At 39.5% G+C, this 24,585-nt stretch carries 27 protein-coding genes; 22 read left to right on the forward strand and 5 right to left on the reverse strand.

Annotated elements, in window-relative coordinates; genetic code table 11:
- The first annotated feature begins 2 nt into the window (after nucleotides 1-2).
- The 10 genes from MHB45_RS09105 to MHB45_RS09150 all read left to right on the forward strand — a co-directional run bounded on the left by MHB45_RS09105 (nucleotide 3) and on the right by MHB45_RS09150 (nucleotide 9,186).
- Nucleotides 3-215 carry an acetyl-CoA carboxylase biotin carboxyl carrier protein subunit gene (locus tag MHB45_RS09105; RefSeq protein WP_034312225.1) on the forward strand — a complete coding sequence of 71 codons (213 nt, stop codon included), beginning with the start codon at nucleotides 3-5 and terminating at the stop codon, nucleotides 213-215.
- 14 nt (nucleotides 216-229) lie between these two features.
- Nucleotides 230-1,132 carry a hydroxymethylglutaryl-CoA lyase gene (locus MHB45_RS09110; protein WP_048680681.1) on the forward strand — a complete coding sequence of 301 codons (903 nt, stop codon included), beginning with the start codon at nucleotides 230-232 and terminating at the stop codon, nucleotides 1,130-1,132.
- A gap of 19 nt (nucleotides 1,133-1,151) precedes the next feature.
- The gene (locus MHB45_RS09115) at nucleotides 1,152-1,934 is read left to right on the forward strand and encodes an enoyl-CoA hydratase (RefSeq protein WP_048680684.1); all 783 of its coding nucleotides are present in this window, start codon (nucleotides 1,152-1,154) and stop codon (nucleotides 1,932-1,934) included.
- Nucleotides 1,935-1,956: 22 nt separating this feature from the next.
- Nucleotides 1,957-3,486 (forward strand): acyl-CoA carboxylase subunit beta, encoded by a 1,530-nt coding sequence (locus MHB45_RS09120; protein WP_048680689.1) that lies wholly within the window; start codon nucleotides 1,957-1,959, stop codon nucleotides 3,484-3,486.
- Between the two features lie 194 nt (nucleotides 3,487-3,680).
- Nucleotides 3,681-4,445 carry an NUDIX domain-containing protein gene (locus MHB45_RS09125; protein ID WP_072272934.1) on the forward strand — a complete coding sequence of 255 codons (765 nt, stop codon included), beginning with the start codon at nucleotides 3,681-3,683 and terminating at the stop codon, nucleotides 4,443-4,445.
- Nucleotides 4,446-4,460: 15 nt separating this feature from the next.
- A complete protein-coding gene (locus MHB45_RS09130) occupies nucleotides 4,461-5,012 on the forward strand; it encodes a cysteine hydrolase family protein (RefSeq protein WP_034312211.1) in 552 nt (183 codons plus the stop codon).
- Between the two features lie 61 nt (nucleotides 5,013-5,073).
- Complete coding sequence (locus MHB45_RS09135) at nucleotides 5,074-6,543, forward strand: nicotinate phosphoribosyltransferase (protein ID WP_034312208.1); 1,470 nt, start codon at nucleotides 5,074-5,076, stop codon at nucleotides 6,541-6,543.
- Between the two features lie 34 nt (nucleotides 6,544-6,577).
- Nucleotides 6,578-7,408, forward strand: coding sequence for an ammonia-dependent NAD(+) synthetase (gene nadE / locus MHB45_RS09140; RefSeq protein ID WP_048680694.1), 831 nt, complete (start codon nucleotides 6,578-6,580; stop codon nucleotides 7,406-7,408).
- Nucleotides 7,409-7,534: 126 nt separating this feature from the next.
- Nucleotides 7,535-8,545, forward strand: a complete 1,011-nt coding sequence (locus MHB45_RS09145) for a serine hydrolase domain-containing protein (RefSeq protein ID WP_072272935.1) — start codon at nucleotides 7,535-7,537, stop codon at nucleotides 8,543-8,545.
- Between the two features lie 347 nt (nucleotides 8,546-8,892).
- A complete protein-coding gene (locus tag MHB45_RS09150; RefSeq protein WP_063593415.1) occupies nucleotides 8,893-9,186 on the forward strand; it encodes a hypothetical protein in 294 nt (97 codons plus the stop codon).
- Between the two features lie 150 nt (nucleotides 9,187-9,336).
- Here the strand turns inward: MHB45_RS09150 and MHB45_RS09155 are convergent, their stop codons facing one another.
- A complete protein-coding gene (locus MHB45_RS09155) occupies nucleotides 9,337-9,741 on the reverse strand; it encodes a hypothetical protein (RefSeq protein WP_048680706.1) in 405 nt (134 codons plus the stop codon).
- Nucleotides 9,742-10,075: 334 nt separating this feature from the next.
- On the opposite strand from MHB45_RS09155, the gene MHB45_RS09160 reads away from it, so the two are divergent.
- From MHB45_RS09160 to MHB45_RS09195, 9 genes are all read left to right on the forward strand, one after another.
- The gene (locus tag MHB45_RS09160) at nucleotides 10,076-10,324 is read left to right on the forward strand and encodes a hypothetical protein (protein ID WP_048680708.1); all 249 of its coding nucleotides are present in this window, start codon (nucleotides 10,076-10,078) and stop codon (nucleotides 10,322-10,324) included.
- A 228-nt stretch (nucleotides 10,325-10,552) separates the two neighbouring features.
- On the forward strand, nucleotides 10,553-10,981 hold the full coding sequence (locus tag MHB45_RS09165; protein WP_048680710.1) for a DUF5082 family protein: 429 nt from the start codon (nucleotides 10,553-10,555) through the stop codon (nucleotides 10,979-10,981).
- On the forward strand, nucleotides 10,981-11,271 hold the full coding sequence (locus tag MHB45_RS09170) for a YwqI/YxiC family protein (protein WP_054395992.1): 291 nt from the start codon (nucleotides 10,981-10,983) through the stop codon (nucleotides 11,269-11,271). The genes MHB45_RS09165 and MHB45_RS09170 overlap by 1 nt, the downstream gene beginning before the upstream one ends.
- Nucleotides 11,268-13,271, forward strand: coding sequence for a T7SS effector LXG polymorphic toxin (locus MHB45_RS09175; protein ID WP_161922537.1), 2,004 nt, complete (start codon nucleotides 11,268-11,270; stop codon nucleotides 13,269-13,271). Before MHB45_RS09170 ends, MHB45_RS09175 begins: the two co-directional genes overlap by 4 nt.
- 11 nt (nucleotides 13,272-13,282) lie before the next feature.
- Complete coding sequence (locus MHB45_RS09180; RefSeq protein ID WP_048685322.1) at nucleotides 13,283-13,753, forward strand: hypothetical protein; 471 nt, start codon at nucleotides 13,283-13,285, stop codon at nucleotides 13,751-13,753.
- Nucleotides 13,754-14,162: 409 nt separating this feature from the next.
- Nucleotides 14,163-14,480 (forward strand): hypothetical protein, encoded by a 318-nt coding sequence (locus MHB45_RS09185; RefSeq protein ID WP_161922536.1) that lies wholly within the window; start codon nucleotides 14,163-14,165, stop codon nucleotides 14,478-14,480.
- A gap of 46 nt (nucleotides 14,481-14,526) precedes the next feature.
- Nucleotides 14,527-14,796: an Imm6 family immunity protein gene (locus MHB45_RS28270; RefSeq protein ID WP_373689730.1), complete on the forward strand. Its 270-nt coding sequence runs from the start codon at nucleotides 14,527-14,529 to the stop codon at nucleotides 14,794-14,796.
- Nucleotides 14,781-15,038: an Imm6 family immunity protein gene (locus tag MHB45_RS28275; protein ID WP_373689731.1), complete on the forward strand. Its 258-nt coding sequence runs from the start codon at nucleotides 14,781-14,783 to the stop codon at nucleotides 15,036-15,038. Before MHB45_RS28270 ends, MHB45_RS28275 begins: the two co-directional genes overlap by 16 nt.
- Before the next feature lie 113 nt (nucleotides 15,039-15,151).
- On the forward strand, nucleotides 15,152-15,619 hold the full coding sequence (locus MHB45_RS09195) for an antitoxin YezG family protein (RefSeq protein ID WP_048678953.1): 468 nt from the start codon (nucleotides 15,152-15,154) through the stop codon (nucleotides 15,617-15,619).
- Between the two features lie 195 nt (nucleotides 15,620-15,814).
- On the opposite strand, the gene MHB45_RS09200 is transcribed toward MHB45_RS09195, so the two are convergent.
- The 3 genes from MHB45_RS09200 to MHB45_RS09210 form a co-directional block, all read right to left on the reverse strand.
- Entirely contained in the window at nucleotides 15,815-16,729 is a 915-nt protein-coding gene (locus MHB45_RS09200) for an iron-hydroxamate ABC transporter substrate-binding protein (protein WP_048678955.1), read from the reverse strand.
- A 1,407-nt stretch (nucleotides 16,730-18,136) separates the two neighbouring features.
- The gene (locus tag MHB45_RS09205; protein WP_048678957.1) at nucleotides 18,137-19,348 is read right to left on the reverse strand and encodes a SpoIIE family protein phosphatase; all 1,212 of its coding nucleotides are present in this window, start codon (nucleotides 19,346-19,348) and stop codon (nucleotides 18,137-18,139) included.
- 22 nt (nucleotides 19,349-19,370) lie between these two features.
- Nucleotides 19,371-20,192: an alpha/beta fold hydrolase gene (locus MHB45_RS09210; RefSeq protein WP_048678960.1), complete on the reverse strand. Its 822-nt coding sequence runs from the start codon at nucleotides 20,190-20,192 to the stop codon at nucleotides 19,371-19,373.
- Nucleotides 20,193-20,722: 530 nt separating this feature from the next.
- Here MHB45_RS09210 and MHB45_RS09215 point away from each other — a divergent pair.
- Together MHB45_RS09215 and MHB45_RS09220 are read left to right on the forward strand one after the other, a co-directional pair.
- Complete coding sequence (locus MHB45_RS09215; protein WP_048678963.1) at nucleotides 20,723-20,932, forward strand: hypothetical protein; 210 nt, start codon at nucleotides 20,723-20,725, stop codon at nucleotides 20,930-20,932.
- A 381-nt stretch (nucleotides 20,933-21,313) separates the two neighbouring features.
- The gene (locus tag MHB45_RS09220) at nucleotides 21,314-22,276 is read left to right on the forward strand and encodes a peptidoglycan-binding protein (protein ID WP_048682448.1); all 963 of its coding nucleotides are present in this window, start codon (nucleotides 21,314-21,316) and stop codon (nucleotides 22,274-22,276) included.
- 96 nt (nucleotides 22,277-22,372) lie between these two features.
- Here MHB45_RS09220 and MHB45_RS09225 read toward each other — a convergent pair whose 3' ends face one another.
- A complete protein-coding gene (locus MHB45_RS09225) occupies nucleotides 22,373-22,681 on the reverse strand; it encodes a hypothetical protein (RefSeq protein ID WP_048682452.1) in 309 nt (102 codons plus the stop codon).
- A gap of 257 nt (nucleotides 22,682-22,938) precedes the next feature.
- Between MHB45_RS09225 and MHB45_RS09230 the strand changes: the two genes are divergently transcribed.
- Nucleotides 22,939-24,543 (forward strand): phosphodiester glycosidase family protein, encoded by a 1,605-nt coding sequence (locus MHB45_RS09230; RefSeq protein WP_048682458.1) that lies wholly within the window; start codon nucleotides 22,939-22,941, stop codon nucleotides 24,541-24,543.
- Nucleotides 24,544-24,585: the final 42 nt, after the last annotated feature.

Below are 24,585 nucleotides of genomic sequence, written 5' to 3' on the forward strand. Positions count from 1 at the left end.
AAATGGCAGAATTAAAGGCAAGCATGGCAGGAAGCGTTTGGAAAATCGTAGCAAATGAGGGGCAAAGTGTAACCGACGGACAGGATATCATTATCTTGGAATCGATGAAAATGGAAATCCCCATTGCAGCCGAGGAAGCTGGCACCATTAAAGAACTAAAAGTGAATGAAGGGGATTTCGTAAATGAAGGCGACGTTTTGGCCGTCATTGAATAAAGGGACGGAGGGGTATGATGAATTGGCCAGAAAAAGTGACAATTAAGGAAGTTGGACCCCGTGACGGGCTGCAAAATGAAAAGGTCATAATACCTGCACAAAGCAAAATGGAGTGGATCGATCAGCTCTCTGATACAGGATTATCTTATATAGAAGTGACTTCTTTCGTACACCCAAAGTGGATTCCCCAATTGAGTGATGCCGCCCTGGTGGCTAAGGGAATAAAGCGCAAGCCTGGTATCACTTATGCGGCCCTTGTACCGAATCAAAGGGGTCTGGAGTCGGCCCTTGCAGCCAATATCGATGATATTTCCGTGTTCATGTCATCTAGTGAAACGCATAATCTAAAAAATATCAATAAGTCGATTTCCGATACCTTTCCAATATTGAAGGATGTCATCAGGACAGCAGCAAATAGCGGGAAAACGGTCAGGGGCTATGTTTCAACCGTTTTCGGCTGTCCGTATGAAGGGGAAGTTTCGACTGATCAGGTTTTCCGTGTTTGTGATCAACTTTTTGAATATGGCATCGACGAAGTCTCATTGGGTGATACCATTGGGGTCGCGTCTCCAAGGCAGGTTGCACTGTTCCTTGAACAGGCTGTAAAAAGATATGATATGAGCCAAATTGCCCTCCATTTTCATGATACAAGGGGAATGGCACTCGCAAATATTCTTGAATCACTGAATTATGGTATTGACACTTTCGACTCTTCGCTCGGAGGTTTAGGGGGATGCCCGTATGCACCAGGCGCGAGCGGAAATGTGGCTACGGATGACCTGGTTCATATGCTACATAAAATGGGGATTCACACAGGAATCAATCCCGAAAAGCTTATGAAGGCTGCGGCCATGGTTCAAAGCTTTTTGGAAAAACCATTGCCTAGCCATCAGATGGCTGTAAATAACGCACAATAAGCGAAATCGAGGTGAAGGTATGACTTCATTAGTTGATATAAGGTATGAAGAAAAGGGAATTGCCCTCGTGACCTTGAATCGGCCGGATGCTGCTAATGCTTTATCCACAGAATTGCTTCATTGCTTAGTCGAAGGGCTGGATGAATTGAAGAGAGATTCCAATTTACGAACAGTCATTATAACCGGAGCAGGTGAAAAGGCGTTTTGTGCAGGTGCGGATCTTAAGGAAAGAGCGGGTATGAATGATGATAAAGTCAAGGAGACAGTCAAGTTGATCGGAGACACGATTACGACTGTAGAAAACCTTCCAGTACCGGTCATCGCCGCGATTAACGGTTCGGCTTTTGGCGGTGGGCTGGAATTGGCACTCGCTTGTGACATACGTATCGCATCGGATACGGCAAAGGTGGGGCTGACTGAAACGTCATTAGGCATCATCCCTGGTGCAGGCGGTACACAGCGACTGCCCCGGATAGTCGGAATGCCGACAGCGAAAGAACTGATTTATACGGCAAGGAGATTGGATGCAAAAACGGCGCATGCCTTGAAAATCATCAGTCATGTATATTCACCCCAACAATTACTTGAGGAAGCGAAAAAATTGGCTAAGGAGATTGCGGTCAATGCCCCATTAGCACTAAGGGCTGCAAAAGCGGCGATCAATCAAGGGGCTGAGACTGACTTGAAAACAGGATTGCAAATTGAAAATGACTGCTATCAGACAACTTTAAAAACCCTTGACCGACTGGAGGGTCTGTCAGCATTCAAGGAAAAACGCAAACCGGTATATAGAGGCCAATGATTTCTTTGAAGGAGGAACAGGGATGGTAACGACGGATAAACTAACCGAAACGGTTGAAACGATTAAAAAAGGCGGTTTAGAAAAGTATCATCAAAAAAACGCTGAAAAAGGAAAGCTTTTCGTACGTGAACGTCTAGAGCTGCTTTTCGATGAAGGGGTAGAAATAGAGGACGCTTTCTTTGCCAATTGTGCAAGTGTTGGTCTGCCTGCTGATGGTGTGGTTACGGGCATCGGAAAAATCAATGGTCAAAGGGTCTGTGTCATGGCCAATGATTCGACTGTAAAAGCTGGATCCTGGGGAGCAAGGACCGTCGAGAAAATCATTCGCATTCAGGAAACAGCCGAAAAGTTACAGCTGCCCCTTCTTTATTTAGTCGATTCTGCCGGGGCACGAATTACGGATCAAGTAGAAATGTTTCCGGGCCGCCGCGGAGCTGGCCGCATCTTTTACAACCAAGTGAAGCTATCAGGAAAAGTCCCGCAAATTTGTCTATTGTTCGGTCCGTCTGCCGCCGGCGGCGCATATATTCCAGCTTTTTGTGATATTGTCGTAATGGTTGATGGCAATGCATCCATGTATTTAGGTTCACCGAGAATGGCAGAAATGGTCATTGGCGAAAAGGTGAGCGAAGAGGAAATGGGCGGGGCGAAAATGCATTGTTCCGTTTCAGGATGCGGCGATGTACTTGTCAAGTCGGAGGAAGAATCGATCGCGTTTGCGCGCAGGTACTTAAGCTATTTTCCAGGAAATTATCAAGAAAGACCTAAAAGCGTAAAACCTGAGCTGCCTGCGAATTTCGAAAAAACTTTGGAAGAACTGATTCCAAAAAATCAGAATGCAGCCTTCAATATGTACGACCTGATCGATAGGGTTATAGACAGGCAATCATTTTGTGAAATCAAAAAGCTATTTGCCCCTGAATTAATCACTGGGCTTGCAAGGCTGAATGGACAAACGATAGGGATCATAGCCAATCAGCCGCGAGTCAAGGGCGGCGTCCTGTTCCATGATTCAGCTGATAAGGCTGCCAAGTTCATCAACTTATGTGATGCTTTCCATATACCGCTGTTGTTCCTGGTGGATATTCCAGGATTCATGATTGGGACGAAGGTCGAACGGGCAGGAATCATTCGCCATGGTGCGAAAATGATCTCGGCCATGAGTGAAGCCACTGTTCCCAAGATTTCCGTTATCGTCCGTAAAGCTTATGGTGCCGGACTATACGCGATGGCCGGTCCCGCTTTTGAACCGGACTGCGTTCTTGCCTTACCGACGGCATTGATAGCGGTCATGGGTGCTGAAGCTGCGGTCAATGCAGTCTATGCCAATAAAATCAATGCGATGGAACCAGAAGAGCGCCCTAAATTCATCGAACAGAAGCGCAATGAGTATAATGAAGATATCGATATTTACCGCTTAGCCTCTGAAATGATCGTTGATGGCATCATCCAGCCGAATGACCTGCGTGATGAATTGAGCGCGCGCTTTGAAGCGTATAGCAGTAAGCAATTGACATTTACCGATCGTAAGCATGGGGTCTATCCCGTATAAAGTGTTCAATAAAAAAGCCCAGTTCATCATGACTGGGCTTTTTTTCATGGAATAAAATGAATGGTTATTTAAATAATTAGAAAATTTTTCTGATTTAGAGTTGCTAAATCACACAAGGAAGAGTACTATAATTAGTAATTAAAGATTTACTAATTACTTAATTCCATACTTAGTGAAAGAAAGTGAGAGTTGCCATGGCTCAGCAGGAAAAAAGGAAATATATTACTCCAGATGGATACACAGCAGATATTGCGATTTTTACTATTACTACGAAGAAAACGGCAGAGAAAGCCCCGCCAGAAATGTTTTTGAAGCTATTATTAATCAAACGTGCCTCAAAAGATAAGGAAGGAAGCCCCAATGTTGAAGGAGATAAATGGGCTTTACCCGGAGGCTTTGTCAATGCTGCCGAGACTGCCTATGAAGCAGCTAAACGAGAATTGAAAGAAGAAACGGGCGTAGCTGGATTCCATGTCAAGCATTTCGGGGTTTATGACCGCCCAGGGCGCGATCCCAGGGGATGGATCATATCCAATGCTTTTTATGCAATTGTCCAGGAAGAGTTTCTTCATCAAAGAAAAGCGAATGACGACGCAGCTGAGGTTGAATTGTTCACGATTCAGGAAGCCTTACAATTAGATCTTGCATTTGATCATTATACAATTATTAACGATGCGATGAATGTATTGAAAAAAGAAATGGTGCAAACGACGATAGCCCAAAAATTCCTGCCGGATGAATTTACACTTTCTGAACTGCAACGGGTTTTGCTGACAGCCAGAGATGATGCAAAAATCAGTGCAGACTCACTTTTTTATGCAAAAGCCCCGAAACTTCCGTTTTTGGAGAAAGTATTGGATGAAAAGGGAATGCAAAAGAAAACGAAACGTAATTCGTATCGGCCTTCACAGCTTTACCGGTTTAATGCAGAGGTTGTCATGGACTCTATTTACTATTAAGGGGGAATTGGTGATATGGGAAAAAAGGCATTGATCAATATAGATTATACGTATGATTTCGTGGCAGACGGGGGTTCATTGACCTGCGGGAAGCCAGGTCAGGATATCGAGAAGGAACTTGTCAGCATAACCAAGGAGTTTATCAAACAAGGCGAATATACGGTATTCGCGATTGATTTACATGAAGAAGGAGACCGCTTACATCCCGAATCGAATTTGTTTCCACCGCATAATATTAGCGGTACAATGGGTAGAGACCTATATGGGGCGTTAAAAGAGGAATATGAAACAAATAAAAATCAAAAGAATGTTCATTATATAGATAAAACACGTTATTCGGCCTTTGCAGGAACGGACCTTGATATCCGCCTGCGGGAACGTCACATTACCGATGTATATTTAGTCGGAGTTTGTACAGATATTTGTATTTTGCATACGGCAATCGACGCTTATAATTTAGGCTATAAAATTTTTGTATATGAACATGCAGTGGCCTCGTTCAATGATGCCGGTCATCATTGGGCGCTTGGACATTTTAAAGGATCTCTTGGAGCAACCATTCTATAATTTCGATTCAAGCAACAGAATAGAAGGGAAGCGAATGCTTCTCTTTTGGGAGGAACTATCCATGGAAAAAAAATACAACGATGACAGTTACGCATTACACACTGACCTATACCAAATTAATATGGCCCAAACTTATTGGCAGGACAAAACACATAACCGCAAGGCAGTTTTCGAGATATTTTTCAGAAAGCTTCCATTTAATAGCGGATATGCGATTTTTGCAGGACTTGAAAAAATTGTCCATTACCTTCAAAACTTTTCCTTCTCGGAAAGTGATATCGACTATTTAAAAAATGATCTGCACTATGATGAAGAATTTTTGAAATATTTGAAGAACATCCGTTTCACGGGAGAGATCCGCTGCATGAAAGAGGGGGAACTCGTCTTCGGCAATGAACCGATATTACGGGTGGAAGCACCGCTTGGTGAGGCTCAACTCATAGAAACTGCGTTGCTTAACATTGTGAACTATCACACACTCGTGGCAACAAAGGCATCACGCATCAAGCAGGTCATCGGAGAAGAATCTGCCCTAGAATTCGGTTCAAGGCGGGCCCAAGAAATGGATGCCGCAATTTGGGGAGCGAGAGCGGCCTATATTGCTGGCTTTGATTCCACTAGTAATGTACGGGCTGGAAAGCTGTTCGGCATTCCTGTTTCAGGGACGCATGCACATTCCATGATCCAAGCTTATAAAGATGAATATACGGCTTTTCATAAATATGCCGTTTCCCATAAAGACTGTGTATTCTTGGTTGATACGTATGATACATTGCGTTCTGGCATCCCAAATGCAATCCGTGTTGCCAAGGAATTGGGTGATAAAATCAATTTCATTGGCGTCCGCCTTGACAGTGGTGATTTAGCTTACTTATCAAAAGAAGCAAGACGTATGCTTGATGCTGCAGGGTTCCATGATGCGAAGATTGTCGCTTCCAATGACCTTGATGAATATACAATCATCAATCTGAAACAACAAGGAGCAAGAATTGACATTTGGGGCATCGGAACCAAATTGATTACGGCTTATGACCAGCCAGCGCTGGGTGCTGTTTATAAAATGGTTTCAATAGAGGGCGAAGATGGGAATATGAGAGATACCATCAAAATTTCTTCTAACCCTGAAAAGGTTACGACACCTGGCTTAAAACGAGTATATCGAATCATCAATAAAGTGAACCATCATGCTGAAGGTGATTATTTGGCGATGGAATATGAGAAGCCGCAGGAACAGGAAAAATTAAAAATGTTTCATCCTGTCCATACATTCCTAAGTAAATTCGTCACGGATTTCGATGCGGTTGATCTGCATGTGGATATTTTCAAGGATGGAAGTTTGATTTATGAATTGCCGACCATAGATGAGATCAAGGCCTTCACGCAAAAAAATCTCCAAGTATTATGGCCGGAGTACCTTCGTGCACTTAATCCTGAAGAATATCCGGTAGATCTAAGCCAGGATTGTTGGGATAATAAAATGAGGAATATAGATGAAGTTAAAGCCAAAGTTGAAAGAATGCTAACGAAATGACCAATCTATTTTATTAGAAAGCGGGGAAATGCCAATGCGTCCATTACAAAAAGAAATCGTAAAAAAATTACTTGTCCAGCCAACGATCGATCCCGAAGCCGAATTCAGGAAAAGTGTTGATCTATTAAAAGGGTATATGAAGAAAAATACGTTTCTGAAAAGCTTTGTACTTGGAATTTCCGGAGGTCAAGATTCAACACTGGTGGGCTATATTGCCCAAACCGCTGTCAATGAATTAAATGAAGAAACGAATGGCAGCGACTATAAGTTTGTTGCTGTAAGCTTGCCATATGGAGTACAGGCAGATGAAGATGATAGGCAGCTGGCTTTAAAATTCATTAAGCCAAGCCAAACGGTTACAGTCAACATCAAGGAAGCGGTGGATGCATCTGTCAAAGCTGTGGAAGAAGCAGTTTCTGAAAAGCTATCGAATTTCTTAAGGGGAAATGTTAAAGCACGAGAGCGAATGAAGGTGCAATATGATTTAGCCGGGCTGTATAAAGGCGTTGTGCTTGGTACGGACCATGCAGCTGAAGCGATCACAGGTTTCTTTACGAAACATGGTGACGGTGCAGCGGATATCATTCCTTTATACCGCTTAAATAAAAGGCAAGGAAAAGAAATCCTGAAATTCGTCGGTGCTCCTGAGCGCCTTTATACGAAAATACCAACGGCCGATTTAGAAGATGACAAACCGTTACTTCCTGATGAAGTGGCTTTAGGCGTTAGCTATGATGAAATCGATGATTATCTTGAAGGCAAGGAAATCAGAACGGAAGCAGCTGAAATCATCGAAGGATGGTATACTAAAACCGAACATAAACGCAATGAAGCCATTAATGTTTATGATACTTGGTGGAAATAACGAGTGAAAACTAAGATAAGTTATCCCGCATCACATAAGATGCGGGTTTTTTTTGCAAGACCAAACAAGCACCTTGGCCAATACATCAGTAATGAAAATTTTACCGGCAAAGGGGGACTCTTACATATGGATATATCCAGGAATATTGAAGCAACGAGCAAGGAAATTGAATTCTCGGGTGTAATCAGTGTGAAAGCGGGAGATGATTTGATCCATAGTTCAGCACATGGCTATTCCAATCGGGCGGATGAAATCATGAATACGACCGAAACAAGATTCGGTATTGCTTCCGGTTGTAAACTGTTTACCGCGATAGCCATTTGCCAGTTAATACAAAAAGGAAAACTTAGGTTCGATTCTAAGCTTAAAGACTGTGTTCGGATCATGTTTCCTAATTTCAATCAAAATGTGACCATACATCACCTCTTAACACACACTTCGGGCATCCCTGATTACTTTGATGAAGAAGTGATGGATGATTTTGAGGAGCTATGGAAGAATAATCCGATGTACCATGTAAAAGGATTAAAAGATTTACTGCCAATGTTTCAAGATGAGGTGATGATGTTTCAACCCGGGGAAAGGTTTCATTACAATAATGCAGGCTATATTTTATTAGGATTGATTGTTGAGGAACTAACCGGACTTGAATTTACCGAATATATCGACAAGAACATCTTTCTGCCTTGTGATATGAAAAATTCCGGTTATTTTTCCATGGATCAGCTACCTAAAAATACTGCATTAGGGTACATAGACGAAGAAAATGGAGCATGGAGAACCAACGTTTATTCCCTTCCCATCAAAGGCAGTGCGGATGGAGGGGCGTATATTACCACATCAGATATGTTCAGGTTTTGGGATGGGTTATTTTCCAATCAGTTACTGAATCAAGAATATACCAATCTCTTATTGGAAACCCATATTGCTACAGAAGATGAAGGGGAATACTATGGCTATGGTATATGGATCCGTAAAAAAAATGACGCGATTTTCAAATACCACCTTATGGGGTATGACCCGGGGGTAAGTTTCAATTCTGCGGTATATCCGGCAAAGCGATTGAGAACCGTCATTACTTCAAATAAAGGCATGGGTCCATACCATATTACTAGAGCGATCGAGAAGGAAGTATAAAAATAAATGGAACCTTTCCACTAATGGAGGGTTCCATTGTTTATAGTCAATCCGAATTCATTCAAGTATTTTTTAAGAAAGGGACGATTTCGCATTCAATTGCTAAATTGGTTCCAGAACTTCTGGAGTTTCAAGTGAAGAACCCCTTCTGTACCCTTATTCAAGAACGAATCTTTTATGATGCGGCACACCAATTTTTTATTGTCGGAAATCTTTAAGGAGGTAGCTTTCTTAGGTTTCAAGGCTTTTCCAAACAAAGAATTTGTATATTTAAATATCTTGAAGTAGAGTATATTTAATATACTTTATTTTATCCGGTATTTTCCGATGGAGGTTCTTTTTACATTATGAAGGCAAGATATGAACTAGCGAACATGAACTTAACAGTAAGCAATGTGACTTTACGTAATGCTGCGGATAGCTATGTCCTCTTGAAAGCTGCAGATGATCAAAATAATGAAATCACGATCAAGCTTTCCCACGAACAAGCAGAATTTCTGGAAGCGGAATTAAGGGAAGTAAATCGCCGCCGCAGGGAAAATAGTCCTGATATAACAGGAAATGATCAGGAACGTATTAATGACGACGATTCTTTTAATCTGTTCAGCATTGATTTATTCAATGAAAATGAATCGAAGTAATTCCCCGAATCATATTTGCTTCTCTGTAACCTTGCTTTCGATTTAAGATAATTCTACAGAGAATTTATCATTCCCGCCAATACAAAACCCAAATTTCCAGTTATTGAAAGGCATTAGGAATGTTTTAAGCAAGGTGACCTATCGTTACCTTTATTTTGATTGCTTGAAAAAATTCTTCACCAATAGGAATAAGGATGATAGTACAGCAAAAACCATGAAAAATACGATGAACCCCCATAGGCCTATCGCCGCATCTTGAAACTCCATATTTCCTCTGCTGGTAAGGGCTTGCTGTATCTCAATGGCAAATACTAAAACAACCATGACTGTAAAGGTATAAAGGAAAGAGAGTATCGTTATACCAAAACGCATCCGGGCAATTAAATTAGATAAAAATAACACGAACAAAAATATGATGATACCGATGATTCCCATTATCCAAAAATGCAAATCTTTGTCCGTTGCATTTGAATTTAATGTGTCACTTACAAAGAATAGGATGAAATCGTGAAGATTATTGACGATTTCAGCTAATATCTGGATGATTTCTTTCATTTCTCACACCTCCAATCCTTAGATTATAGCAGGTTATAAATCTATATAGAAGAGGGAAGGTCATCGAGGCTCCCAGACTGACCTTCGGTGGAAGTAATGGGAAATCATAAACATGCTTGGAAACGAACAAAAAACATAAATGAATGAAGAAATCAGTTCATGTAACTTCAGCAAAAGATTGAACAAAATACATAGAAAAATAAAGTAATTCATGGAAAGCAGGAGTGCCTATTTCCAATGTTTTACACCTTAGCGATCTAAACCATAATTGTTTTAATCGGAATGCTAGAAAAAAATATTTTTACTTAATGATTTCATGGTTGGAGGAAAAAGTATGAATGATATACATAATCATGTGTTAACAGTAATTGATTTTATGAAAACCGGACACAAAACTTGCTTTGTGAAGTTCATCGGTTTTGATGCTGAATCCGGACAGGACTTTGAAGGTGAAGTTAAATTTGTCGGTGATTTGCCTTTTGGTGATTTAATACATCCCGAGCGGTCACATTTATCTTCCTCTTGCAGGGAATTTGTTCGGGATGACTTGCTGCATAGATACAGTCAAGGACAGTTTGAATGAAGTGTCGGAAATTTATATAGAGAATTCAAAGGGTTTACTTGTTTAAAATTGGTAAAATGCCGGGTATAAAGAATATGGTATGTAGGAACTTTTTTATGCCAATCTTCTCTTTTAACTGATAAAATAGCATATTTATCCCTATTTAACTCTCGGACTATAATCCTTATAATATTAAATAGGAAAATATGACATTTAGTGTAGGATTATACTGTTTCTGAGGTGAGTTTCATGGTATATGCAGATATTTTGAGTAATATACACTCTGCTATCTCCAGTAAAAAAGCTGATTTAAATGTGAAAATTGATCGATTAGAAAATGCGAAAAACGATATTATAAAAGAGCAGAGCATGTGTCTTAACGAGATTAGGAAAATAAAAGACCCTGAGCTTGGTGGCAGCTGGACAGGGAACCGTTCGGATCACTTTCAGGATGCCCGTCATGATGCCTATAATGTGATGTTCAGTATCATTCATGATGATTATGATGATTACCAATGGAAAATCGAGGCGATGATTACAAAGCTGAATGCCGAGAATACACTTCTGAGCATAGCGGGGAATATAGCCCAAGAAGCCGACTCCCTTTTGAACAAAGGAGAAGAGGCATTTGAGCAGCTGGAAAGTAAAATATCCGATTTAAAAAGGCGGTTGTTTTAATGACGACAATCAAACTGAATCATCCTGCCGTAATGAAGCAAGTCGATCAAGTGAAGACGGCACTTGGTACAGTCACGCTTGGAAATTTGCCGGCAGGCGAGCTTGGCAACAATAAATTGGAATTCACTTCGAAATGGATCGATCGGGAAACGAACCTGGAGAAGGTCTTCGAGCAATATATCAAAATCGTCCAGAAAAATGTGGAAGATACCCGTGCCAACATTGACTTATTAAAAGAACAGGATGAAGCCATCGCTCATACGTCTTCACATGGGTATCCTGTGAGATGAAAATATATGAAGCCGAGACATTGACGGCCGCAACCCAGTCGCGTGCCAAGCAATATGAAGACCTAAAGAAGGAAGTCGCAGCCCTGAAAAAGGAATTTCAGGGCATTGTCGGCCTGGATAACGAGTTTCAGGGAGCTGGTGCTACCGCCATCAAAAGCTTCTATGAAGCGCAAATCGAGGTGGCGGACGCCTGGATGGAACTATTCACGACCCAAATCAGTTTTTTGGAAGGCATACCGGCCAGTCTGGAAGAGGCGGACCTCTCCGGAAATACGGTGGTCGAGGTTCCCTTTTTAGATGGCGAAGTGACGAACGGCATCAACCAAGCGAAATCGCTTGTCGATGAACAAGCGAACGATCTCCAAAGAATCCTGAACAGCATTGATGATATCCTGCCTCTTGATATGTTCGATCAAAAGGACTTTAATGAAAAAATCACGCTGGCCGGGCATAGGCTGGATGACACCGTGACAAAGGTCGAGAATGTCGACCGGCAATTGGTCGAGGAATATGATGTGTCCGTCGGGCAGGAAAACGTGGCCGTTGGCCTCTTCCGTGCCTTGCTTGATGCCACCAAACAGGACGGCAACGTTTCGCCGATGACGTTCGATCAATCGGCATTCAAGAGCAGTGACGTCTATCAAGTGAAGGATGAAGTCGCCGGTCAGATGAAAGACTATCAAACCTTCAAAAAGCAGCAAGCCGAAGCCCGGAAAATCGAACAGGAAATGGAAGAACTCGAAAACCGCCCATGGTACGAAAAGGCCTGGGATACGACAAAAACCTTTACAGGGGAATTCACGGGATATTATGATTCTATCAGGGCCTCAACCGGAGTCGATCCAGTAACGGGCCGCAAGCTGTCCGATGCCGAACGAATCGCCGCCGGCGCCATGGCCGCCGCTGGATTCATCCCCGTCGTCGGCTGGGCCGGCCGGGCCATCAAAGGCGGAAGCGCCCTATACAAAACGGCCAAAGGACTCAACGCAGCGGACCACGCGCTCGATGCCTATAAAACGACAAAAGGCTTTAGCCTCCTCCAGAAAACCGAATACGGGATATACGGGCTCCTCGCAGCCAACGGCCTCGGTGAAGCGGCCACAGGCAAAGACATGTTCGGCAACCAGCTAACCGAGGAACAGCGCCAGAACGGACTGTTGATGGCACTAGGCATCGGCGGTGTGGCAGGTGCGGCCAAAGTCGCCGATAAAGTAGCGAATGGTACAAAGTTCGTCCCTTACAGCAAGGAATTTGCGCAAAAGCAGGTTCAGAAGGTTCAAGCTACAATAACAGACATAGCGAGATCAGGAAAAACCACGTTAAAAAATATAGGTGAAGAAATCGGTAAAAAAGAAATCCCTAAACGGATAAGTATGGAACAAGTATCCCTTGCAGGAGGACAAACCCTTCGCCAAGTTATGATGGAAAAGCAGACAATTAAGGAAGCCTATCAGAAATTTACGGTGAAGGATAGCAAAGTAGAGGGTGTTTCAGGGGAGAGTGTTCCTAAGGGTACGGGTAATAAAACAAGTCAGGTTCCAGATGGTATCATTAGGGACGGTAGTCATATGCATAAAGATAGAACGTTAAAACCAAATGTTAAGTATCAAGCAGGAGAATATGAGTATTTATATGAGACAGACAACATGGGGAGGCTTAAAGAGTTTAATGCAGATGACTTAAAATTAACAGAAAGAGCAAGTAGATTACCACATAAATCTAATACGCCAGGAAAAGAAGCCGGAGATCATGCTGGACATTTAGCTGCTGATAGATTTGGAGGTTCTCCTGATTTAGATAATCTTGTATCTCAATCGAGTAGTGTAAATTTGAGTAAATACAAGAAGTTAGAAAATCAATGGGCTACAGCTATAAAAGAAGGTAAATTTGTTTCCGTCAATGTTAAAGTTAATTATGATGGGGATAAAATGAGACCGAGTGGTTTCGATATAGAATATGAAATAGATGGACGTGTGAGATTCATTAGTATAGAGAATTAGGAGGTATAGCTATGGAAAAGGTATTTGAAGATTACTTTTCAGAGTACCAATCAGATATGGTGGCCATTTGTTTAGAGTATGTCGATAATAAAGCAGATGACATATATATATATTGTTCTTATGAACCAAAAATGTATGTTTTTGATGTTTTCTACAAAATCAACGGAAAGATTGTTCATAAACATCAATTAAATGAAGCAATAAAAAACTCTGAGGGTCAACATAATGTAGTGTATGATGTTTCAAGAGAAAGACAAAAGGCTACTTTAAGAATCGGGAATGAAAATTTGAAACTTATCCATAAAAAGTGTGAAGAGTTTAATAAAGAAATGCCTACTGAGATAAAATTACATTATAATGTGAAACAAAACAGTTTAAAAGGTCAATACAAATATGATTTAGTATATTCTAATGATGACGAACTATTGCCTGATGATATCTTTGATATATGGTTCGAAGATGTGAAACAAAGGAATTTGTAAATAAGACCTTGATTGGCTTTTGCCTTTCAAGGCTTTTTTGCTTTAATTGTTTTAAGGTTAAAGTAATCACATATATGGATTAAAATCGGGTTGGGAGTGTACGCAAGTGGTTGGATAAAGTGACATGAAAAGTAAAGCAATCAAATCAAATAACGGAGTCGATCCAGTAACAGGGCGCAAGCTGTCCAGCGAACCACGAACTAGATGCCTATAAAACGACAAAAGGCTTTAGCCTCCTCCAGAAAACCGAATACGGGATATACGGGCTCCTCGCAGCCAACGGCCTCGGTGAAGCGGCCACAGGCAAAGACATGTTCGGCAACCAGCTAACCGAGGAACAGCGCCAGAACGGCCTGTTAATGGCACTTGGAATCGGCGGTGTGGCTGGGCGGCCAAAGTCGCTGATAAAGTGGCAAGTGGTACAAAGTTCGTCCCTTACAGCAAGGAATTTGCGCAAAAGCAGGTTCAGAAGGTTCAGGCTACAATAACAGACATCGCGAGATCAGGAAAAACCACGTTAAAAAATATAGGTGAAGAAATCTGTAAAAAAGAAATTCCTAAACGTATAAGTGTGGAACAAGTATCCCTCGCAGGAGGACCAAGCCTTCCCCAAGTTGTGATGGAAAAGCAGACAATTAAGGAAGCCTATCAGAGATTCACGGTGAAGGATAGAAAAGTAGAGGGTGTTTCAGGGGAGAGTGTTTCTAAGGGTACGGGTAAAGTGTAGCCAACTAGACAAATAGATTCAGTAGCAGAAAGAGGGAATGATAGTTATGGATTTTATCAATAATCTAAACGCAGCCGCTAAGGTTGCAATAGGATTGGTAATAGCTGAAAATATGTATAACATAATTAGTATGGACGAACCCGGATATAAAACTGGTAGAGAAGCTCTAGATTCCTGTTGGAAATGGCTTGAAGGAGAAAAAATCGATGCGGATGATTTGTGTAACTACATAGATAGCGAAGATTTTGTAGATGTAGCTGAGTTTGCAAATAAAGAAAAAGATGTACAAAAACAATATGCATGTATTCAGTTTTAGATGCTGTTTCTTATACAACTTATCAAGCATATAAAAAGGAAAAAAGAGACTTTGTTCCTCAAGTGATTGAAGTGATTGATGATGAAACGTTAAGAATATTAGGTGAAAATGCAATTGAATCTGGTTATTTTAATATTGAAAGTCTAAATAATGTAAAAAAATACTTATTGGAAAACTACTCATTAAACCATAATATTGAAAACTATAATTATATAAAAAGGGGTAGTTTACCGTTGTTCTAACAACATAAAATAGACCTTCTTGCTAAGGGAGAAGGTTTTTTTACTTAACAATACTTATTAGGTGAACCTGGGAATGTTAAGAAAAATTGAAAATAGAGCAGGGGGGATAAAAAATGAATGAATCAAAACTAAATGAATATTATCAGAAAATAGCTCAAACTGTAAATGAGATGATTCCAGAAGAATGGAGTAAAGTAATTTTGTATGGAGAAGTTAATGAGGGGACAGGGACTGCGTTCTTTTTCTATCAGTCTAATATTAATGATAAACTCATATATAGTCACGATATCCCTGAATTACATAGTATTAGTAGAATAGAGTATAGAGATACATGGCGGAGGTTAATGAAGGTTTTAAAAGAATTATCAGATGAATTTAAAGATAATAATCAAGAACAATGGACCAATTTAACTTTTACTTTAGAAAGTACAGGAAAATTTAAGGTTGACTATGATTATGAAGATCTATCAGATGCAGATGATCACGAAAGAAGGGTTATTTGGGAATATAATCGTTTGGGTCTTTTACCTGAAACTGAATATGATAAGAGTATTTTAGAAGAATACCTCAAGAAAGAATAATGGAGGATAAGAAAAGCTTGTTTTTTTGTATGACCTTAACGGTAAAGTTTAGGCCTTTTCATTGTTGATATGAATATCAGTTATATTTAGCACTTGATTGCCTTTTAGGCAAAAGTGCTTTTTGTTTTTTCGAAGATACAAGTATAAAACACATAAAAGAAGGAATTCTCATTTAAAGAATTCCTTCTTTGCATACTATTTGTTAAGAAATGATTTTTCGAAAAATTCCAGAAGATGCTCTAGAGTGATTGGATCACTGTAAGTGGATGCTTTACTATTTATTTCAAATATACGATCGTTCTTAACTGCAGGTATATTTTTCCATGTTTCGGTCTCCACAAATGAATTAACTACGTCCGGGTTTTTACTAAAGATAATATAATCTCCAGTATATTCAGGAAGCACTTCAGATGAGAGGACATAAATGCCGGATTTAAGTGCCTTTTCTTTTACTTTTTCAGGCATTTTCAAGTCCATTGCTTGATACAATATTTCTGTTCCGCGTGCATAATTATTTCCAAATACATAAAACTCTTTAGCATCATTTTCAATGACAGAAACGGTTGCATCTTCACCAATTTTTGCACGTATTGCATTTCCTGCTGTTTCTGCACGCGTTTCGAAATCTTTAACCCATTCTTTTGCTTCCTTTTCTTTGTTTAAAAGTTTTCCGATTTCTATCTGCTGTGATAAATAATCTAATTTTCCCCAAGTGAATACAACAGTCGGAGCAATTTCATTTAGCTTTCCGATATTTTTCATCTCGGATCCCGCTATGATTAGGTCTGGTTCCAGTTCAATGATTTTCTCCAGATCATCTTCTGAAACGACTTCCACTCCCTTTAGTCTATCTTGAAAAAGGGGATTCATATTAGTCCATTGATCTATTCCAACAATATTACCTTCCAAAGCCAATACATTAGGTCCATTGGAGAGAGCAATTATTCTTTTTGGGTTTTTAGGAATCTCAACAGGACCAGTTTCTGATTGATATGTAATTGTTTCTGGTTTTGTCTTGGAATCATTATTTTCGTTCGCTTTCTCGTTGTTCCCACAGGCACTAAGAATAAGTACGAACAAGAGCAGGAAGGGTATGAATAGCTTTTTCATTTTGATTTTCTCCTTACTGTTTATAATGTAGGTTAAAAATATACCAAAAAATGTCTAATTAATAATGATATTCATTTTCAATGACTACATCAACATATTAATAGGAATGATAATCATTGTCAATAACTTTTGCCAGATTGCTAAACTCCGTGAACTAAACCGTCATCCCTGCTAGTATTGCTTTTTTCTTCGCAAACCAAGTCTAGTAGCTAAAGGTGAATAACTCATTCAACCGGATGCCGCATCTTAAGAAGAGGGATAAAATTGCTCGGTTCGCGTTATCATTTTCCGCATGCGTCGTTAAATACTTGATATTGAGGTTTTCCGATTGACTCTTTTTAAAATTATGAAGAATATTTGTTTACATAACTATATTATGGTTTAATCGTTGAGAAATCATATATTTGAACTGAAATTTGGAAGTGCATATAAATCTATAAATATAGTTTAGAAAGGAAGAATTATATGAAAAAGTTAAAAAAAGGATTTTTATAATCGTGTTAGCAAGTTTTTGTTTTTTATTACTAAACATTTCCCACGCCGGCTTCAGCTCATGTGACCAAATCAAAAACAACGGTATTAACGAGTGAAGATGGATCAATAATATTAACTCAAATAAAGAAGGATGTATGGGTTCATACAACATATACGGAAATCCAAGGTAATAAGGTCGGTGCGAATGGCTTTATTATTTGGTGATATGATATTCGAGCTTGAACAAAAGAATTCTGGAATCATTGATGAAGCTAACCTGGAAGCTTGGCCAATACGATGAAGAATTTAATGTATGTTTATAATGATGCGAAGATTGTATTCCTGGCCATAAAACTTGGGGAGATTTCAGTTTGCTTCCACATACATTGGAAATTGTCCAGAATCATGGAAGATGAATTGATTTGCATTCAGTCTAAACTTTTAGCAACTTGTCCACACCTTCCATCAGTCCATGCATATACAATAGTAAGGAGGGTGTTAGGATGGAGATAAATTGTTGTTATGAAGAAAAATGTTTTGAGAACAATGACCCAAGTACAGTATGGTTTCCTGGAAAGCGTTGTAAATGTAAGTGCAAATGCAAAAAAAACAGGCGCCGTTTTTATTAATCACTAAATGAATGACTGGATATAAGTTGTTCAACAGAGGCAGGCCTAGTGGCTGCCTTTTTTATTTGGGCATGCGTGGTATATATTAGTGGAATAGCGCTGAAATATATAAAGATGAAAAAAACACTCAACCATTATGGCTGAGTGTTTTTAAGCATGGGACATAGAAAATTAAAGTTCATTGAACTAAAGTTAATCCCTAAATAGAAGGGCGTTTCGAACATAGTATCCACTATACGAACTCCCAAGAAATTGAACAGTAACTTGGATTAGTTTATGTAGCAGATGGCACAACCCTGATTTTTTATTTTAGTTTAACTAAAATAAGACATTGGTCATCTTTACGTTGGAGAGTGTCCTCTTCATATCTAAGCGATTGTATAACTTCTTCCTTAAGTGTAGATAAAGGGGCAGCAGAATAGGTCTTTAACAATGAGCATAAACGGTCTGAACCTATAGGTTCTTCAACTCCATCTGTATAAAGGCATAGCATACTTTCCTTATTGTATGTAAGGGTATTTGTTTTAAAAATTATATCTTCAAACATCCCGAGTGGTGGCCGATTAGAACGCAACTCATATTGTTTTCCGTTTATATCCTGTAAAAGAACGGATGGATGGCCGGCATTGATATAATTAATTTCTCTCTTATCAGTATCGATTAAAAGGTAGACGGCAGTGCAGTAATGAGAAGATTTACTTGTGTTTTTGAATAAAGAATGGAGATGGTCATCTAATTCCTTCATCACCGTTTTCACTTCTGAACCTTTTAAAATTAATCTTTCAAATATGGAATGTAGGGACATGGTTATTAGGGCAGAAGAAAGCCCGTGCCCCATCACATCAAGTAGGATAAGGCCATACCGTTTGGCGTCAATTTGGTAAAAACCATATATATCACCCGATAATTGATTGGATCCTTTATAATACGCTTGAATTTCAAGATGTTCATTAATAATAGGAACTGGTAATAGTGTCTGTTGGATTTTTTTGGCAAGACCCAGTTCTCTTTCTGTATCTACTTTATATTTTTCATTTTTTTCGTTCAATTCAATCAGCTTATTCTTTTGCATTTTCATCGTTTCATGAGCAATCTCTAAATCAGCATAAGCCTTATTCCTAGCATTTAGTGCGGTCTCTGCCTCTTTTTTCGCTATAAGAAGCTCATTTTCTAATTCGTTTCTTTTTCGCATTGGAATCACCACACACTCAATAATGGTTCTTCCATCTCGCTCTCTTTGAACAGCGTTGAGTAACATAGGTATTTCTTCATCATCTACAGACTTTAAGGATATATATATTTCCTCAATCTGATTTTCTAACTTAATCAGAGGAACCAGATAAAGCTGATGAAAGAGTATAGCTGAAGCCGAAAGGATAAAATTAATAGGCTGCCCTTGCAATTGATCGAGATTATACCCCAATAATTTAAGTAAGGTTTGATTAACGGATAAAATATCATCTTCTTCTGATAAAGTTAAATATCCGCAGGGTGCCTCATTTAGTTGTTCATTCACAAAAATTCACACCCATCTCTATCTATAAATCGTTTGTCGGAAATTCATCCAAAAACTGTCTAATTAAGAATATCGTCTCTTCAGGATGACTCATATGTGGACAGTGTCCTGTTGCTTTCATCATTTTCAATGTACTATCAGGAAGATGCTTATGAATATATTCACCTACTGCTGACGGTGCAATAACATCATTGGAACATTGCAAAATGAGTGATGGTACTTTTACTTTCGCTAAGTCTTTACGGTTGTCTGCAAAAAAGGTAACCTCCGCAAATTGTCTTGCGATAATGGGATCAGTAGAACAAAAACGATTCTCTAAATCCCGTTTAAGCCCTGGGCGATCTGGATTACTCATGACCGTTCCCGCAAAAGCGGTTGCCCAGCCTATGTAATTTTTGTCCATCATATCAATCAATCCTAAAAGTTGTTCTTTCTCGAATCCCCCGTAATAATCATTAGGGAGATTCAGGTAGCAAGGGGAAGGACCAACCAGGACAAGTTTAGAAAAATATTCAGGATGTTTAATTGATGCCAGCATGCCTATCACACATCCAACAGAGTGTCCAACAAATATAGCATCTTTTAGGTCTAATGCGGAACAAACATCAAGTACGTCTTGTGCATACCCATCAAGAGTACTGTATCTTTCCACATTATATGCCTGTATATCTGAATTACCTGACCCAACATAGTCAAATAGAATAATATGGTATTCATCTTCGAAATCTTTTGCAACTGATTGCCATACATTTTGATCACAACCAAAACCTGGTGCAAATATCATTGGTCGTGTACCTCTTCCTCTAATCTTTACATTATTACGCAATAAAATATTGGAATTCATGATTGGCTCCTTCATTGGAAGATATATTTACTATATGTTAACACTAACCTTATTCGAATTAAAGAATTACACTTTAGCTGAAAATTGTCTGAGCTTGAACAGGAATGAGGATAGTGGTATACATTTGGTGGAGTTTCAAGACTTTTGGAAACTCTTGGTCTTACGTATACACGAACCTCTAATACCCGGAAAAGGTCGACAAGGTTCCTTGATATGGAAAGCCTTATTATAAAAAGGGATCATGTATAAAAGAAATACGAGGCATTTTCTGATTAGATCGCTAAGAAAAATATGGTCATGATATTATATTTTAATAGATAAAGGGTTTTTGTATGGGTAACTTAAACATCTCCCTTTTTCTGACCCAAATCCTTGAATATTGTTTTACCCTATCTAATGACTAATTGGAACAATTAAAAGCTAGCTTCAGTTTTTTTAAGCAAATTAATTGAATAATAAATCGATATCGGACGCCTTCTTTGTTTTTCCTGTATAATAATACTATATTTTACATTTGGGAGGGATTATTCATGGACCAAGCCAGCAGTTTAATAGGGCTTTTTGCAATCATACCGATTTTGTTTTATTTGGGACTTATTTTTTTAAGTGTTTATTTCATAATTAAGATCATAAAATTCATCAATGCAAAGACAAGATTAGATCAAGAAAGAAATGAAAAGCTGGATGAATTGATAAAAGTCATTGGAAAAGATCAAGAAGATCAAAATAAGTCACTATAATATAAAGGCTCTTTTCGTAAAGATTGTTGTTTTTAAAACGAAACTATTTAAGGTTGGAGCGGAAGTGCGAGACTCCTGCGGGAGTAGCGGGACAGGTGAGACCCCACAGGCGTTTACGCCGAGGAGGCTCACCGCCCGCCCCGCGGAAAGCGAGCATCTGGAGGGGAAATCAACCACACCGCACTACTTGGTAAATAGGAACTAAGTATGCGAAAACAGCCAATATAAAAAAGCACAATTCCATTAGGGGTTGTGCCTTTTTTATTTTAGAACGATGAAAGCTTACTAGACTCACATAAAAAGGGCGATTTTTTTGTAACGTCAAGGTAGGTGTACAAGCATTTCCTAATTAGCACCATAACATATTAGGAGGTGATTGAATTGACGGTTAAATTAGAAACTTTATTGGATCGTTCAGAAAAGAATATGGGCAGCGGAATTCATCCAGTCGTAAAAGAATCAGCCTTGGAAATGGTTAAACGGGCATACCAAGAAAGCATTTTCGTGCAAATCAGCGCAGGTTATCGGTCTATGGAAGAGCAAGCAAAGCTATATGGTCAAGGTCGCCTAGGTTATATATACGATGGTAAAAACTATAGTGATTTATCGAAACCGAGAGTGACCAACGCGAAGCCAGGTCAATCTTATCATAACTATGGACTAGCCATTGATTATTTCATCGTCAGCGATGATGGAAAGAATGCCAAATGGACAGTTGATGCAAAATGGAGACGTGTAGCGGCTATTGGTAAATCCTTGGGCTTTGCATGGGGCGGGGATTGGTCAAACTTTAAAGATTATCCGCACTTGGATATGACGGGCGGACTGACTTATTCTCAGTTAAATGCGGGAACAAAGCCTAGACTGATATCAAAAGTGAATGGAACCACTCCACCAGCTACACAAGTCGAATCTGAAGTCATTGTAAAAGATACACCAGCAAAGGACAGCGGCAATCAAACTATCAAGTCAATTCAGAGGACATTAAATAGCAGATATAGTTCAAAAATAGATGTTGATGGATATTATGGTCCCAATACTAAAAAAGCCCTGATCAAGGGTTTTCAAACCGAATTGAATAAACAATATGGTGCAAAGATTAAGGTTGATGGAATATGGGGACCCCAAACAAAAGCGGCTTCACCTAATGTTAGGGAAGGGGCGGAAGGGAATATCACCTATATCCTTCAAGCTGCACTTTATTTGGAAGGACATAATCCACATGGCATGGATGGTATCTTTGGAAGCGGAACGGAAATAGCTGTGAAGGCATTTCAAAGGGCCAATGGATTTTCTGCAGACGGCATCGCCGGTGAAAATACCTTTGCAAAACTATTTGGATGATATTTGAAATGGAATAGAACTATTATGCTTAAAATTAGCTTAGCAAAAAAGCCCTATGAGGGCTTTTTTTGTATAAATGAAAAAATAGCAGTCATTTTAAAAGTAAATATCCCAATCGTTTAAGAATCGAAGTATAAGAAACGTAAGAATACATATGGGGACAAGAAATGTAACCGCATTTACGAAATGAAAGTACTTTAATGCGGAATGCTTTTTGACTTTAATCACTAAATAGAAGAATGATAAAGTTGCGATCAATGGGCATAACAACCCTAAATCAGTTAAAATGCTTGAAATTGGGTGGTTCATAACACTAAGTCCAATAAGGAATGAAGCAAGGCAGATAACATTGATAACCGACAAAATGATTGGTATTAACAACAAGTTCTTTTTTACTGTCTCCATAAATTTCGCCTCCTAGGAGATAACCCCACACATATCTTATAATATTCACGATTAGCCAGCAAAAATTTTGATTAACTGTATACAAAGACAAAATACTCAAAATTTATTCAATCACAAATCTGAATTGTAATATTTATCGAGTATTTATACTCATTTTTGTTCACTTAAAATTGACTGAAATATAATAGTTTTTTTAATTTTCCATCACATTTAGACAATAAAGTTAAAGGAGGACATAACTTTATTGGAGGAAAAAAATGAAAAAATTATGGAAAAAGCCAATTTTGCCTATCGCCTCTATTAGTCTGGCATCTGTGATGTTTGTAAATGCCATTCCCGAAACTCCAGTTCAAGCAAAATTGAATGTTCAATCACAAGTGCAAATGAAAAATCATTTGCTTCCGCTAGGAACGCCAAATTTGCAGGAGAAAAGAACCTCCATGAATCTAGCACCAGGAGTGAAGTATACCAAAATCAATCGTGGTGAAACATCTTCTAAAGACTTTTATACAGTGGATGTGGCATTTGTAGAAACACAAAAGCAGGCAAAGAAATTGTTGGAAAGTTTAAAGAAAGACGGTTTCAAAAATGCTCATATCATAAAAGAATCGGATCGGGCCGTGGATGACCGGAAAAAGGGAGCGCTTGGGTACATTGTTCGCATCGGTCAATATCAGCTGGAAGCGGATGCAGCCGAAATGAGAAACAAGTTATCTGAAAAAGGATATACGGGACTTCGGACTGTGTATACGGGTGAAGACGGAGAGAAAACAACAGGACCATGGGTAGTGAACGTCCTTGAAGTGGATCAGGATCGATTTAATGGGCATGTGGTGCCTGAATTAGCAAATGATGCAGTGGCAGGAAAAGAAACATTGACCCAAATCTCTGATAGAAAGGATGCCATTGCAGGAGTTAATGCTGGATACTTCGTTATGGGAGAGAAGGATGGAACACCAGGCGATCTTGCCGGTATATTTGCAAGCAAAGGTCAACTTGTCAGTGAAGCTATAAATGGCCGTTCAGCTCTGATTTTATCTACTGTTGAAGAGAAGGCAAACATTGCATCTGTGTCCACGTCGATACAGGCTACTTCATCTGATGGTGCGGTTAGGGAAGTGGATGGGTTAAATCGGAAGCCAGGATTAATCCGCAATTGTGGCGGTGTTGGAGGGGATACGACAACAGAACGGGCAAAACATGATTTTACTTGTAAGGATGAAAGTGAACTTATCCAATATACGTCCGTATTTGGTGAAAAGACAGAATCGGGCGACGGTATGGAAGTGGTAGTAAATCATGCCGGGGTAGTGGCGGAAATCCGTAACAAGCGTGGGGGAGACATTCCAAGCAGTGGTTCTGTTCTTGCGGGAACGGGGGAGGCGGCAGAGTGGCTTCGTGACCATGCCCGACAAGGAATGAAGATTCAAGTGAAAAGTAAAATCATCGGGGATGGAAAGCAATTAAAATTAGACCAAACTTCAAGTATGATTAATGGAGGTCCTCGATTATTGGAAAACGGAGAAATTTCCATTAATGCCGTAGAGGAAGGCTTTCACTGGGAAGAAGATCCAGGTTTTTATTATCGTTTTGGGGAACGTCGTAATCCAAGAACGCTTGCAGGAATCAAAGAGAATGGCAATTTATTATTTGTCACCATTGATGGACGCGCACCCGGATGGAGCGTGGGAGCTAATTTTGAAGAAAGTGCGAAAGTCATGAAGTCATTAGGGGCAGTCGATGCCATCAATCTTGACGGCGGCGGATCGACGACCATGACAGTTGGGGATGACCGAGTCACAAGACCATCTGATGCAGCAGGTGAACGCCCGATTGCCGACGGTATTCTGTTAGTAGAATAGATGGGCAGAGTTATCGTCTTCATTTATCGTTTTGGGTTCAAG

Source organism: Peribacillus sp. FSL K6-5616 (genome assembly GCF_038008245.1).
Classification (GTDB): Bacteria; Bacillota; Bacilli; order Bacillales; family DSM-1321; genus Peribacillus; species Peribacillus frigoritolerans.

Excerpts from the sequence above, each read along its gene's own strand:
- MHB45_RS09105 (WP_034312225.1), top strand. The coding sequence starts at position 3 with ATGGCAGAATTAAAGGCAAGCATGGCAGGAAGCGTTTGGAAAATCGTA.
- MHB45_RS09110 (WP_048680681.1), top strand. The coding sequence starts at position 230 with ATGATGAATTGGCCAGAAAAAGTGACAATTAAGGAAGTTGGACCCCGT.
- MHB45_RS09115 (WP_048680684.1), top strand. The coding sequence starts at position 1,152 with ATGACTTCATTAGTTGATATAAGGTATGAAGAAAAGGGAATTGCCCTC.
- MHB45_RS09120 (WP_048680689.1), top strand. The coding sequence starts at position 1,957 with ATGGTAACGACGGATAAACTAACCGAAACGGTTGAAACGATTAAAAAA.
- MHB45_RS09125 (WP_072272934.1), top strand. The coding sequence starts at position 3,681 with ATGGCTCAGCAGGAAAAAAGGAAATATATTACTCCAGATGGATACACA.
- MHB45_RS09130 (WP_034312211.1), top strand. The coding sequence starts at position 4,461 with ATGGGAAAAAAGGCATTGATCAATATAGATTATACGTATGATTTCGTG.
- MHB45_RS09135 (WP_034312208.1), top strand. The coding sequence starts at position 5,074 with ATGGAAAAAAAATACAACGATGACAGTTACGCATTACACACTGACCTA.
- nadE (WP_048680694.1), top strand. The coding sequence starts at position 6,578 with ATGCGTCCATTACAAAAAGAAATCGTAAAAAAATTACTTGTCCAGCCA.
- MHB45_RS09145 (WP_072272935.1), top strand. The coding sequence starts at position 7,535 with ATGGATATATCCAGGAATATTGAAGCAACGAGCAAGGAAATTGAATTC.
- MHB45_RS09150 (WP_063593415.1), top strand. The coding sequence starts at position 8,893 with ATGAAGGCAAGATATGAACTAGCGAACATGAACTTAACAGTAAGCAAT.
- MHB45_RS09155 (WP_048680706.1), bottom strand. The coding sequence starts at position 9,741 with ATGAAAGAAATCATCCAGATATTAGCTGAAATCGTCAATAATCTTCAC.
- MHB45_RS09160 (WP_048680708.1), top strand. The coding sequence starts at position 10,076 with ATGAATGATATACATAATCATGTGTTAACAGTAATTGATTTTATGAAA.
- MHB45_RS09165 (WP_048680710.1), top strand. The coding sequence starts at position 10,553 with ATGGTATATGCAGATATTTTGAGTAATATACACTCTGCTATCTCCAGT.
- MHB45_RS09170 (WP_054395992.1), top strand. The coding sequence starts at position 10,981 with ATGACGACAATCAAACTGAATCATCCTGCCGTAATGAAGCAAGTCGAT.
- MHB45_RS09175 (WP_161922537.1), top strand. The coding sequence starts at position 11,268 with ATGAAAATATATGAAGCCGAGACATTGACGGCCGCAACCCAGTCGCGT.
- MHB45_RS09180 (WP_048685322.1), top strand. The coding sequence starts at position 13,283 with ATGGAAAAGGTATTTGAAGATTACTTTTCAGAGTACCAATCAGATATG.
- MHB45_RS28270 (WP_373689730.1), top strand. The coding sequence starts at position 14,527 with ATGGATTTTATCAATAATCTAAACGCAGCCGCTAAGGTTGCAATAGGA.
- MHB45_RS28275 (WP_373689731.1), top strand. The coding sequence starts at position 14,781 with ATGTATTCAGTTTTAGATGCTGTTTCTTATACAACTTATCAAGCATAT.
- MHB45_RS09195 (WP_048678953.1), top strand. The coding sequence starts at position 15,152 with ATGAATGAATCAAAACTAAATGAATATTATCAGAAAATAGCTCAAACT.
- MHB45_RS09200 (WP_048678955.1), bottom strand. The coding sequence starts at position 16,729 with ATGAAAAAGCTATTCATACCCTTCCTGCTCTTGTTCGTACTTATTCTT.
- MHB45_RS09210 (WP_048678960.1), bottom strand. The coding sequence starts at position 20,192 with ATGAATTCCAATATTTTATTGCGTAATAATGTAAAGATTAGAGGAAGA.
- MHB45_RS09215 (WP_048678963.1), top strand. The coding sequence starts at position 20,723 with ATGGACCAAGCCAGCAGTTTAATAGGGCTTTTTGCAATCATACCGATT.
- MHB45_RS09225 (WP_048682452.1), bottom strand. The coding sequence starts at position 22,681 with ATGGAGACAGTAAAAAAGAACTTGTTGTTAATACCAATCATTTTGTCG.
- MHB45_RS09230 (WP_048682458.1), top strand. The coding sequence starts at position 22,939 with ATGAAAAAATTATGGAAAAAGCCAATTTTGCCTATCGCCTCTATTAGT.